Source organism: Pedobacter sp. KBW06 (assembly GCF_003852525.1).
Taxonomy (GTDB): Bacteria; Bacteroidota; Bacteroidia; order Sphingobacteriales; family Sphingobacteriaceae; genus Pedobacter.
Genome location: NZ_QAJL01000001.1, coordinates 2,309,239 through 2,322,196 on the forward strand (window position 1 = coordinate 2,309,239; position 12,958 = coordinate 2,322,196).

Below are 12,958 nucleotides of genomic sequence, written 5' to 3' on the forward strand. Positions count from 1 at the left end.
ACGGCAGTTAATTCAACCTGGGATTTTAAAGAGTTATTCATTAAATCGCTAATGGCTGATGCCAATAGACAGGATTAACCAACTTATACAGAACATGATATAAATTAGCAAAGCGATAATGCTATCATTTAAACAAACTTATTCTTATGATCGTAGAACTGATCACAAAACAAGATCTGGAGCAATTCAAAAAGGACTTGCTACGCGAAATCACCGAACTATTAAACAAAAAAAGGTCCCGGTAAAAAAATGGCTAAGGAGTGTTGAAGTTCGAAAAATACTCTCCATTTCTTCAGGAACATTGCAGAATTTAAGAATTCAGGGGAGCTTAAAGTACTCGAGAGTTGGGGGAATTTTCTATTATGATATGGAAGATATCGAAAAGATGATGTATGAAGATTCAACTTTTAATGCAGGATGATGAAACACGAAAAACTGTTAAACCATTTTTTGTCCATGGCAAAAAATGATGATCTTATTCAGCGATCTCACCTCAGCTTATTAATCGCCATCTATCATCAGTGGCAAAATAATGACTATAGAAATCCGGTAAATATAACCAGGCGGAGTCTGATGTTGACCTCAAAAATCAAGTCCTTTGCTACTTATCATAAATGCATCAAAGATTTAGAAGCATTGGCATATTTCCGATACGAACCCTGCTACAAACCCACCGGCAGTTTCATTCACTGGCCGAAGGATTTATTAGCTATGCTAAACTAGCGATCAGTCATGAGGGTTTTGGTTTACTCCAGCCCTCAATTTTATCGACCATTCGATTCCAATCAACTGATGTTAAGAAAAAATCAAGTCACCAATTGTTATGGAATAGCAGCCATTCCTTAAAATTTCCTTATCGACCCACAGAGAAGAATTATAGATAAGAATTTAAAAGGTATCGCACTTATGAAAAGATTGGCAGCGCTTTTTAATTGAAAAACCTACAGGGACAATTTCACCAAGCACAAGAGAGAAAAAATTGGCTAATCAATTGCATAATTTATAGACCAGATAACAATGCCCTAGAAATAAGGTCTGGATGAATACTTTCTCAGTGCAACGCACATTCAAACAATAGCAGCATAAGAATTCATTCACCTTGGATTCTATTAAATATATTGAATCCATAAGTGGGATAACCATGTGGCAAGAGTTTCAGTACATCAAAAAATATGACCAGCGTTTACTTACCCTTCGCAAAAACAAGACTCATAAGATTTTCTAGATATTAGTGAATTTCTATACATTGCATTCTCAAAAACTCCCGGAACAAGAAATGAATGACTATAGTACGTTCACAGATACACAACTTACTGACTTATTAAAGCAGGAAGATGATCTTGCTTTTAGAACTATATATCTCCGTTACTGGGAAAAGTTGCTTCATTTTGCTAATCAGAAGACTGAAAACTATGAAGATGCTGAAAATATTGTTCAGGATATTTTTGTGTCTTTATGGAACAGAAAGGAAAGCCTGATCATCAATTCAAGTCTTCAGAATTACTTAATGGTTTCCGTAAAGTATAGAATCATTAAACTTTTTGAAAAACAAAGAACCCAGCAAAGTTACAAGGATACAACCTTAGTATCTTCTGATATTATGGATGATTCTACGCAACAGTATCTCGATTTTGAAGAACTTCGAACTACTTTGGAAGAATTGGTAGGTCACTTACCAGAAAATCAAGCATTGATTTTTCGCATGAATAAAACTGATGGTATGACTTCCAAAGAAATTGCATCGGCGCTTGGCGTTTCTGAAGATTCGGTAAACTCCCACCTTACAAGAATAAAAAAGGTACTTCGTTCAGGTCTAAAATCCTTCCTCAACTCTGTACTACTTTAATATTTATCTACTGAATATCAGCAACTTAAATTTTATTTTCAATTAAGATGACAATTCTTCATCGCCGAAAGGACTAGTATATATAATCCGATCGGAAATGCAGAATAAAAATCAAAGAAGAAGGCTAGAGAATTTAGCTTATAAATGGCTAGTTGGAGATATAAAGAAAGTAGAGCGTGAGGAATTTGACAAATGGTTTGGGCAGGTTGATGACACCCCGATGGAAATATCCGCTGATATTGCCACAAGTAGATCAGAACTGGAAACTCTTCTGTTCAATAAGATAATGCAAAAAATTCAGCGAAAAAAAACCAAAGTAAAGCACTTCAATTTATGGCACAAGGTTACAACAGCTGCTGCTATTTTATTAATAGTAAGCACCTGTTTAGATTTTCATCCCAGAACGACTAAGCAAAAATCCAGCTATTCTGTTAACAATTATGATGTTGCTCCTGGAAGAAATTCTGCTACCTTGACTTTATCAAATGGAAAAAAAATCACCTTATCAGGCATAGAACATGATCTAATTACCGAGGAGGCAGGCATCGATATATCAGAAACAGCCGCCGGCCAATTAATTTATAAACTCAAAAAATCAAGAAAAGCATTAAAAAACAGGCACACATTATCGACTGCACGAGGAGAAAATTATCATATACGTTTACCTGACGGTTCCCTGGTGTGGTTAAATGCCTCTTCAAGTTTAACCTATGACATCTGGTCCACTGAGCATAAAGCGCGTAAGGTCGAGCTTTCAGGTGAGGCTTATTTTGAAGTAGCCAAGAATAAAAACAAACCTTTTATTGTAACAACAGGATTACAGCAAATTACTGTTTTAGGAACTCATTTTAACATCAATGCTTATCAAGATACTGGTCCCATCAAAACTACCCTTTTAGAAGGCTCGGTTAAGGTTGACATAATTAATTCGAACGTTGTAAATTATCACAGCAGGTTACTGAAAAAAGATACGGGTAAGGTACTAGTTCCCGGCGAACAATCCCTGGTCAGTTTTGGACGTCCCATAAAGGTAGTTGAAGTAAACCCGGAAGAAGAACTGGCCTGGAAGAATGGAATCTTTTTATTTAGCAAGGAGCCTATTGAAACCATTATGATGCGGGTAGCACGATGGTATGATGTTGAAGTAATCTATCAGCCTGGTTTTAAAAGCAAACTATTTACAGGTGCTGTTTCCAGATTTGAACACATAAGTTCTGTATTAAAAATATTGGAGTTAACCGGTGGCGTTCATTTCAAAATTGAAGGAAGGAGGTTATTTGTGATGTAATCTACAATCAGCAGTTGACTTCAATTGCAGCTTTCTAAGGAGCCTGCCCTGATTCACACTCAGGACAGGCAAATGGCTAGAAGGTCCAAAAATATACGAACAAGATCAATTAATGAAAATCTAAACCACAAACAAAGATATGAAAATTCACTTCGTAATGGCTTGCTATTATTATTACCGCAGGTCACTACAACTCAAACGAATTATGAGGTTAACCATGATCATAATGATTATCGCACTGATGCAGGTTTCGGCTTCCGGGCTAGCTCAAAAAGTAAGTTTAAACTTCGAAAATGCAACATTGACCCAAGTCCTGGTTTCACTAAAAAGACAAACCGGCTACAATTTTGTATATACAGAAGATATTATACGGAAAGCAAAGCCGATAAGTGTTCGATTAAAAAACATTGACCTGGAAGAGGCATTAAAAATCTGCTTTAAAAATCAACCTCTTGTTTTTACCATAGAAAGCGGGACTATAGTGATTATGGACAAACCGTTGTTGAATCGACCGGAGAAAAGAGCTGAAATTTTAACAGATCAGTATCTACGTTGCGTTGTCCACGATGAAGCAGGTCTTCCATTAGCAGGTGCGACCGTCCGGGTTAAGGGAACAAGTAAAATGACCTATACTGACAACCGGGGGATGTTTACCCTTCAAAAAGTCGCCATTAAGGATACACTCCTTCTCTCCTATCTGGGGTATAAAACAATGACTATTCCAGTCAGAGGTTTGCATAACGGATCTATCATAAAGATGGAAACGGCAACAGAAACGTTGGATGAATTGAAGGTGATGATAAATACCGGCTATCAAAGAATTACAAAGGATAAGGCCACAGGAGCTTTTGACCACCTGGACAACAAGACTTTGGAAAGAGCATCCGGGGCAGACATATTAAGCCGAATTGGTAACATCTCAAATGGGTTGGTTTTTAATGATCCAAATGCGGACAGGCTGGCTCCAAACAACGATACCAGAGGAAGACAATCGATCCGAATCAGGGGACAAAGTTCATTCACCAGCACTTTAGTACCTTTGATCATTTTAGATAATTTCCCTTATGAAGGTGACATTTATAATCTTAATCCGAATGACATCGAAAGTGTAACCATTCTAAAAGATGCAGCAGCTGCCGCCATCTGGGGGGCCAGGGCTGGAAATGGAGTCTTAGTAATTACCAGCAAAAAAGGGGTTTACAATCAGACCACAAATGTTTCAGCAGGAGCCAATATTATGATTGGACAAAAACCAAATCTTTTTTATGCTCCAAATGTTTCGAGTACAGAATACATTCAGCTAGAGCGTGATCAATTCGATAAAGGGCTTTTTGATGACGCCATTAATAGCCTCCGTCCTGTTCCTTTAACACCTGCAGTACAAGCCCTTGCCGACCATAAACAAGGTAAGCTGACCGATCAGGAACTTGAAAAAAAATTAGCAGCACTGAGTTCATCCGACATCAGAGAAGATTTAAGCAGGTATTTATTTCAGAAGAGCATTAATCAGCAATATCACATTAAAGTCAGTGGCGGGGGAGATCAGCAAAAATATTATCTTTCAGCAGGGTATGACAAAGCGATTAATAGCATTAAAGGCAACCAAAGTGATCGTTTAACTTTAAATGCAGATCATAGTTACAAATTTTTCCATCAATTTCTGGAGCTAAATACCGGGTTAAGATATACGCGAAATCAGATTCAAAGCGGTCCTTCTTATCCATCTATTAATTACCCCTATGCCCATTTAAAGGAAGAAGATGGAACCAACGCCACTTTTTATCCTTATCGAAAATCTTTTCTTGACAAGTGGGAGGGAAAATTATTAGACTGGACTTACCGGCCACTAGACGAGTTCAAGCTACAGAATAATAAAAGTACCTCAACTGATTACCAATTCAAGCTTGATGCAAAATTTAATTTTTCCAAGTCTCTAAATGTTAATTTCACTGCGTTGCTGGCAACTGGTAATGAACTATCTCAAAAAGATAGAGATGTAAACAGCTTTTTTTCCCGTGATCTAATCAATAACTTTAGCCAGGTTGACCCCTTGACCGGAAGCATTAAAAGGATTGTACCTTATGGGGGAATTTTAGCCAGTAACAACAGTGAATATCAGAACAAAAACTACAGAACTCAGCTCAACTATAATAATAACTGGGGTCAAAATCATCAATTAAGTTTTCTTGCGGGAGCAGAACTCAGACAGACAGATCGAGAGAGCCGTTCGGACGTTTTATATGGCTATGATGCCGCACACAGAATAAGTACTGCAGTAGACTTGGTAAATTATTATCCGAACCTGACAAATAGAAATTTCACTCAAATACCTTATCAGGCCACGTCGACTAGTTTGTCTGATCGTAATATCTCTGTATTTAGTACTGCTAACTACACCTTTTATAATAGGTATACCCTATCTGCCAGTGCCAGAACCGATGCTGCCAATATATTAGGTGTTAAAACAAATCAGAAATGGATTCCTCTGTGGTCTGTTGGGCTAAACTGGAATATAGGTAAAGAAGCATTTTATTCCTTAAGCTGGCTGCCAAATCTAAAGCTACGAAGCAGTTTTGGATACATGGGTAATGTCCGTACCGATATCACTGCACACCTTGTGATGAATACAGCTACAGATCCCTTATTCAATATCCCCAAGGCAGTAATTAAGACACCACCAAATCCAGATTTACACTGGGAAAGAGTAGGTATCTTCAATATCGGTGCTGATTTCTCAACCAAAGACGGAGTGCTGTCAGGCAGTCTGGATTATTATTCTAAAAACATTACAGATCTGATCTCAGCACGAGAACTGGCACCTGCTTTCGGCCTATCTATGCATGATATTTCCTTGTTATCCAATATCGGAAAGATGAAGGGACAGGGATGGGATCTACAACTACGTTCTGAAAATTTAAAAGGTCGCTTTAGCTGGAAAACGACATTAAATTTAAGCCGAAATACCAATCAGGTCACCGAGTATAGCTTCCCTATAAGATATAATGAAGGCTACATCTCGGGTGAGTTAGAAGTCGGAAAGCCCTTGAATAAGCTATACAGCTACAAGTGGGCCGGATTAGATCCACAAACCGGAGATCCAAGAGGTTATCTAAACGGGCAAATTAGTTCGGACTATTACAGTATCGTTTATGGTACCGACCCCAACTCTGTCGTGTATCATGGTTCGGATATTCCAACTACAACTACTAATCTAATGAATACATTTAATTGGAAGCAATTTGACTTATCGGTGAATCTTAGTGGAAAATTTGGTTATTATTTCAGGCGAAACTCCATCTCCTATACGATGTACCCTGGGCTTGTGGAACAAAAACATAGTGATCTGAGTTTACGCTGGCAAAAACCCGGAGATGAAAAGTGGACAAACGTCCCTTCTATGTTTTTTTTAGATGACTATGAAAGACAACTATTTTATGACGGTTCAGAAACTCTGGTAGAAAAAGGTGATCATATTCGATTACAGGATATGAGATTAGGATATACATTTTCCATGGCTGACTTACCACGTCTACCTTTTCGAGGTATACAAATGTATCTATACTTAACCAATCTAGGATTATTATGGAGTGCAAACAAAAAAAACATCGATCCGGATAACATCCCTAGTCCTGGTGTCCCAGGCACGGTCGCTGCAAGAAAGACAATATCATTCGGACTGAAATTAAACCTTTAATATGACCAAAAGAATAACTCTAGCGCTGGCCCTAGTAGGCTTATGCATGATATCCTGTAAAAAATATTTAGAGGAGATCCCTAATAAAAAGTTAAGTATTCCAGTAAATCTGGCAGATTTCCAGTTGCTGCTTAACAACACTCGTGATTTAGCTGTTACCCCTGGGTTAGGTGATATCGCTTCTGACGATTTAAGTTTAACGAGCTCGACGTATCGGGCCCAAACTATTTTGGTAAGAAATCTTTACCTCTGGAAATCGTATGTTTTCTCTGCGAATCAGAATACGGCCTGGAGTAACATGTACAGAAGCATACTATACGCAAATGCTGTACTAGAGGGTTTAGAAAAAATTGAGGTAAATTCAAGTGACAGGTCTACGTATAATGATCTGGAAGGTCAGGCTCTTTTTTTAAGGGCAAATGCATTTTATAGTCTACAGGAAACCTTCGGTCAAATATACCAAAGAGAGAATGCATCAACATCGCTTGGAGTTCCGCTTAAATTAAGTAGTAACTTAACAGAGCGGTATACACGGGCCACAGTGGAAGAAACATATACGCAGATTATTAAAGACCTTGAGAAGGCTGCAGTCCTTTTGCCGACAAAATTCGACATCAGTACCCGGTTCAGACCAACACAGGCAGCGGCATACGGTCTTTTATCCAGAGTTTATTTATCACTTGGAGAGTATGACAAAGCAGAAAACAATGCAGCCAACAGTTTATCAATTTATGCAGAGTTAACAGATTACAACAAGCTGGAACCCAGCCCGGACATAAGTCCATTTAAATTTCTGATCAATGAGGTTGTTCATTATACGCGATCCGAAGCTAATCTGTCAACACCTTCTATAAATGAAGAATTGTACAATACTTATGACGATACAGATTTAAGGAAAACACTTTTTTTCCGGTTCAATAAAACCACAGAAAAGTTTGAATTTATAGGAAGTTATGCAGCATCACAAAGCGGCTTCAGTGGAATAGCTACTGATGAATTGTTATTAATTAAAAGTGAATGTCTTGCCAGGCGAGGAGAAACTCAGGAAGCTTTAAATGTACTGAACAAACTGCTGGAAAAACGTTATAAAGCCGGCTCTGTTTTTCGAAAGACTGCTGTTGACGCCGAACAAGCCCTGTCCATAATTCTCCTTGAAAGGAGAAAGGAATTGGTCTTTCGAGGCATTCGGTGGATAGACCTTCGTAGATTAAACAGAGATCCTTCAACCCAAAAGACCTTAAGAAGAGTACTCGATAATGAGGTCTATGAATTAAAACCCAATGATCCAAAATATGCATTCCCTATTCCAGAAGAGGAAATTCGTTTAAGTGGCATTCCTCAAAATATACGTTAACATTAATTATATAGCAAAGTCAAAAAGCATGAAATACATTTTTATATTAATGATAGGCCTGTTGTTTCACTTGAATACAATCGGTCAAACAATATCTAACAAAAAGAAAACCAGCCTCATACCTCATCATGAGGTTCCATCTGGAAAAATAAAAACAGGTGCTAAAATTCAGGTATTTATTGAGGGGGCAACAGCTAATGACTCCTTAATTTTAAAATTTCATCAAAATGTTGTAAGCCCTAGTCATCTCGCATTTACTCCGCATTTTAAAAAAGTGGTTAGGGCGGACAAAGACGGCTTTTTCAAATTTGACATTCCCGTTTCAGACAAACCCGGCTATATTTCATTGTTAAAGGACAAATTTGAATTTCCAGATCATCTTCCATTATTAAATTTATTTTTAATTGAACCGGGGGATAACATCACCTTAAAAATGCGGAAAGAAGCACCAACTAGTCTGAAAAGTCAATATGAAGGGTGCTTTAATGACGAATATTTTGTCTGGCTCAATAAATACAGAGACTTTAACTATAAATTTTCAGGAATAGGATCTGAGAAATTTAAGGCACGTTATGCTATAGATGTTAGCTGCTCAATGATGGATTCGGACTACGACACAGATTACAGACTTAGAAATAGTCTTACCCTTCTAGAAATCTACAAAGAAAGGATGAGTGCTAAAGCCTATCATTTGCTAAAAGCAGATCTTTTTGGGAAGTATAAATTTAACGTAATGGAAAACTTACTTTACATCGGGCGCGCCAGTACAAGTATGAGAAAATTAAGTCCTGAAAAAAAAATAAAAAAAATGAATGCGGACGAGTTAATTGCTGCTGTTGCGGACGAGGAATTAGCAATATCAGCATATTACCCAGAATACTTACTAATGAAAGAGCATTATAAAAGAGACTCAGTACTAAAGAATTCAGGGATAAGTATGTACAAACAAATTAAGAATTCATATGGCAACGAATTACAACAGAGACTCATTACCACCCATTTTTTAAACAGTTCTTCTAACAGCAAAACTACGCAAACAGATCTCCCAGATGCACTAACGATAGTAAAGGATCCAATATATCGACAAATCCTGCAAGATTGTTATAAAGCGGTGAAACCAAACAGCAGCGCTCCGGAATTTGAATTCATGAATGAGAAGAACCAACCAGTTAAGTTAAGTGATTTCAGAGGGAAGGTTGTGCTAATTGATTTCTGGTTTACTGGTTGTACGGGGTGTGCATTGTTATATAAACACAAGATTTCTCATTTAGAAGAGAAGTACAAGAATAACAAAGATCTGGTATTTGTAAGCATTTCAGCAGATAGAGATCATAAGACCTGGAATAAGGGACTTCAAAGTGGTAATTATACCTCAGCACTGGCTGTTAATTTACTGGTTGGTGAGAAAGGTCTATTTCACCCAACGCTATACGATTTTGGTATCCGTGGCGGGCTCCCCCATTTGACACTGATAGACAAAGACGGAAAAATACTTAATAATACGTTAGGGACTGCAACTAAAGAAGAATTGACTGATCAAATTGAAATTGCCTTATCAAAAAAATAAGTAGCATTTATACCTAAATAACCTGATTACTATCAGCTGAGAAAACTGTACTGTGTCTGATCATTTCACAGTACAGTTTTTTTTACAAGAATAGAAAGTCAAACAAATCATCAAAAATTCAGGGTCGTAAATCTTCATCCTCATCATTTCAGCAAATCAACTGAGGAAAAGCAATTTACAGTTGAAGTGTTAATTTGGAAAGTTGGGTCAATTTCAGTCTATCCCGATCAATACTTTGATTTAGCTTTGTTCCATCAAAATAGTTCATCTATTTAATTGATCAGGTTATGAGTCAAGGACATTTCAACAAACATTTTCTAACCTACCAGTTTTGGTTTGTTGTGATTAGAGATCCCTCGAATAATCCTGGTTATCATCACCTATCAAAAACTAAAAAACAAGATTATGGGAGTTAATATTGGAGGAATAATTTTCAACAAGAGAATTAATGAAATGGAAATTGAGGTAATTCTAAGAAACGAAATTACCTTTCTAAAAGAAGTAACCTTTGAAGATGCAACAAATTCATCCCGGGATGAGAATACAATAGACATTTTTCATGGTGAAAAAGGGACCTTTGTCATCACCGAGCCTGGGCAACTCTACGAAGTAGAAGATTTCAATAACGAGGTGATACAATTTGTGATTGCCGAGGTTTCTGATGTTTATTTCTTTGAGAAATACTCAGGAGGAAAACTTGTTCGACGGTACATCAACCTTCAGGGCTCCATGGAGGAAAACTTTGGTGAGGGAATCATATCAGGAGACAAAGACCTGATGGACCGGGTATGGAGTTTTGTAGACGAATATTTACAGATCGGCGCTGGCGGGGACATCTTCGGCTTAAAATTCAGGAGATACGAGTTGCAATAGAAGTGGATTTTGATTCAAATTTCACCTAGAACGTAAATCTGATTAAATATCCAAGAAAAGCTGAGCGCTCCAAGAACAAAGTTGTATTTTCTCTTCCTTACTGTTATAAATTTTTAAGATTTGTCACCTGCCCTGAAACCGAGGAAGAATAAACCAAGCCGACCATTCAATTATATTACGGGCAATCAGCTAAGTTGATGAATAACTAAATTTAGTTCATAGCACATGATAATATTGACCAAAGAAGACAAGCCGCAAATAAATACCTGATAATAAGAAGGTTCACTGGGAAACAAAAGCTCTGCTTTTTATAAAATCTTACTGTAGCAAGAGTGCAATTCACGCAGATATACTCCACTTTAGAACTTCGGAACCTATACACACTATCCATCTGAACAAAGCTATGCGACAAGAAATTTACGCCAGAGATGAAAAAGTTTGCCAATATTGCCTAGGTTCAAATGCATGTGAATATATTATTGAACACATTGTCTCCACATTTTATGGTGGTATACTAAAGAATTCAATTTAACTTTAGCTTGTCAAAAATCCAAAACCAGAAAAAGAAGACAGGCTTGGGTCCCCTTTAACATTGAAGCTGTAGATAAAGATAATCCGGAATGGAAGGACACAATATTAAAGCTAGCAGTAATGGATTGCGGGAAATTCCCTTAGTTTTTTATATTTTTTGTCGGTAGAGTTATGGTCTATAGCCTTTACTTGGGAATTGACGGTATGGAGCAAATCGTTACAGAATTGCTCCGAGTATCCATTAGGGCTCCTGACACTTTACAATCAACAAAAGCATCCGGAGCCTAAATTATATACTGGAACGATTAATTCAACATCACTTCTCCGTACTTTAACTAATCACGACAGGCGTCAAAAACAACTTGCAGACCTTGCTTAGCGGTACCAAACATAATCGATTTAAATTTACATTCGTTGTCTTTGTAAGTTCTCACGTTTTGAATTCGTGGTATTGCCATTTTGAAAAATGAGCCATTTTTATTGGTCACCAGCCTATTAGAATTTGCCAAATTCATTTCGCGAACATCAAAACTACTATTGGCGTATAAATTTGGAGAGTTGAGTCAGTTTAGGGACTTAAGCGGCAATCAGGGAGATTATTTTTGTACTATTCTTAAATAAATAAGGATGTTAAAGTCTATTTTTTTACTCCCTTAGTCAGAAAATCAACGTTGAAAATCAAGCACATTTACAGCAAAGGTCTGATTTTGTCCATAATTCAACTAAAAATTCCATGGGGAAAAAGAATTTCTAATCTCGAGGATGTTAGGTGAATATAAGGTTTGCATATTAATAGTTACCTACGGTAACCGATGGCATTTGATAGAACAGGTACTTAAACAGGTTTTAATTTTTGAACAGGTAACAGATATAGTTGTTGTAAATAATGCCTCGTGTTATAATGTAAGTGAATGTACTGCGCGCATGGGTGATGGGAGGCTCACAGTTCTAAATAACAGTGAAAATCTAGGCTCCGCCGGTGGTTATAAACAGGGCATTACCTATATCCATAAAAAAAATGAAGCTGATTTCTATTGGCTTCTTGATGATGACAATGTACCGGAAGAAAATACAATGTCAACTCTGTTAGATATCTGGGACGAGATACCTGGTAATGGTGGAAAGAAGGCATTATTTTGTCTTAGAGATGATAGAACCCCACACGTTAAAATAGCCAAAGGCGAAGACTATTCGAGATATTATTTAATAAAGGACAATTTTATGGGCTTCAGTATATCTAATAGCCTACCGAACAAGTATTATAAATTACAAGACATGAGAAAGGATACCAGGGAGTATAAAAGGTACGTTCAAATACCTTATGTACCTTATGGAGGATTACTGCTTCACAAGTTAATGATCGAAGTGATAGGCTTGCCTAATACTGATTACTTTCTATATGCTGATGACTCTGAGTACACCTATCGAATTACCCAGAACAATGGGACTATATGGCTTGTTCCCTCATGCAAAATTATAGATGTAGATAAATCACAGGGTTTCCTTTATAAGAAGAAGGTGTTTCATTCGTATTTACTTGATCAATGGAGCTTTAGAACTTACTTTACGGTAAGGAACCTGGTATATTTTCATTCTTGTGTTGCCATTCAAAATAAGGTGATGTTCCAAATAAATAAAATCCTATTCCTAGCTTACCTGAAAGTAATAAGCATATTGAGTTCAAGAACCAAGCAATATAAAAAATTACGGTCGGCGGTAGATGATGGCCTCAATGGAAGGTTAGGAAAAGGAGCGTCTTCGAGCTGGGATTGCAATAACAATATCGACAGCTAATTGAATACGCA

7 protein-coding genes are annotated in these 12,958 nt (G+C 37.2%); all 7 read left to right on the plus strand.

Annotated elements, in window-relative coordinates; genetic code table 11:
- Positions 1 to 1,276: 1,276 nt before the first annotated feature.
- The 7 genes from DBR43_RS09505 to DBR43_RS09535 all read left to right on the plus strand — a co-directional run bounded on the left by DBR43_RS09505 (position 1,277) and on the right by DBR43_RS09535 (position 12,947).
- A complete protein-coding gene (locus tag DBR43_RS09505; protein WP_124580084.1) occupies positions 1,277 to 1,846 on the plus strand; it encodes an RNA polymerase sigma-70 factor in 570 nt (189 codons plus the stop codon).
- Between the two features lie 97 nt (positions 1,847 to 1,943).
- Positions 1,944 to 3,134 (plus strand): FecR family protein, encoded by a 1,191-nt coding sequence (locus tag DBR43_RS09510; protein ID WP_124580087.1) that lies wholly within the window; start codon positions 1,944 to 1,946, stop codon positions 3,132 to 3,134.
- A gap of 226 nt (positions 3,135 to 3,360) precedes the next feature.
- Positions 3,361 to 6,828: a SusC/RagA family TonB-linked outer membrane protein gene (locus tag DBR43_RS09515; protein WP_158622467.1), complete on the plus strand. Its 3,468-nt coding sequence runs from the start codon at positions 3,361 to 3,363 to the stop codon at positions 6,826 to 6,828.
- 1 nt (position 6,829) lies between these two features.
- Positions 6,830 to 8,182, plus strand: a complete 1,353-nt coding sequence (locus DBR43_RS09520) for a RagB/SusD family nutrient uptake outer membrane protein (RefSeq protein ID WP_124580090.1) — start codon at positions 6,830 to 6,832, stop codon at positions 8,180 to 8,182.
- Between the two features lie 28 nt (positions 8,183 to 8,210).
- Positions 8,211 to 9,749, plus strand: coding sequence for a TlpA family protein disulfide reductase (locus tag DBR43_RS09525; RefSeq protein ID WP_124580092.1), 1,539 nt, complete (start codon positions 8,211 to 8,213; stop codon positions 9,747 to 9,749).
- Positions 9,750 to 10,154: 405 nt separating this feature from the next.
- On the plus strand, positions 10,155 to 10,622 hold the full coding sequence (locus tag DBR43_RS09530; RefSeq protein ID WP_124580094.1) for a hypothetical protein: 468 nt from the start codon (positions 10,155 to 10,157) through the stop codon (positions 10,620 to 10,622).
- Positions 10,623 to 11,915: 1,293 nt separating this feature from the next.
- On the plus strand, positions 11,916 to 12,947 hold the full coding sequence (locus DBR43_RS09535; protein ID WP_124580096.1) for a glycosyltransferase: 1,032 nt from the start codon (positions 11,916 to 11,918) through the stop codon (positions 12,945 to 12,947).
- Positions 12,948 to 12,958 lie beyond the last annotated feature (11 nt).

What these genes read in the sequence shown, in the direction of transcription:
- DBR43_RS09505 (WP_124580084.1), top strand. Translation starts at nt 1,277, where the DNA reads ATGAATGACTATAGTACGTTCACAGATACACAACTTACTGACTTATTA.
- DBR43_RS09510 (WP_124580087.1), top strand. Translation starts at nt 1,944, where the DNA reads ATGCAGAATAAAAATCAAAGAAGAAGGCTAGAGAATTTAGCTTATAAA.
- DBR43_RS09515 (WP_158622467.1), top strand. Translation starts at nt 3,361, where the DNA reads ATGATTATCGCACTGATGCAGGTTTCGGCTTCCGGGCTAGCTCAAAAA.
- DBR43_RS09520 (WP_124580090.1), top strand. Translation starts at nt 6,830, where the DNA reads ATGACCAAAAGAATAACTCTAGCGCTGGCCCTAGTAGGCTTATGCATG.
- DBR43_RS09525 (WP_124580092.1), top strand. Translation starts at nt 8,211, where the DNA reads ATGAAATACATTTTTATATTAATGATAGGCCTGTTGTTTCACTTGAAT.
- DBR43_RS09530 (WP_124580094.1), top strand. Translation starts at nt 10,155, where the DNA reads ATGGGAGTTAATATTGGAGGAATAATTTTCAACAAGAGAATTAATGAA.
- DBR43_RS09535 (WP_124580096.1), top strand. Translation starts at nt 11,916, where the DNA reads ATGTTAGGTGAATATAAGGTTTGCATATTAATAGTTACCTACGGTAAC.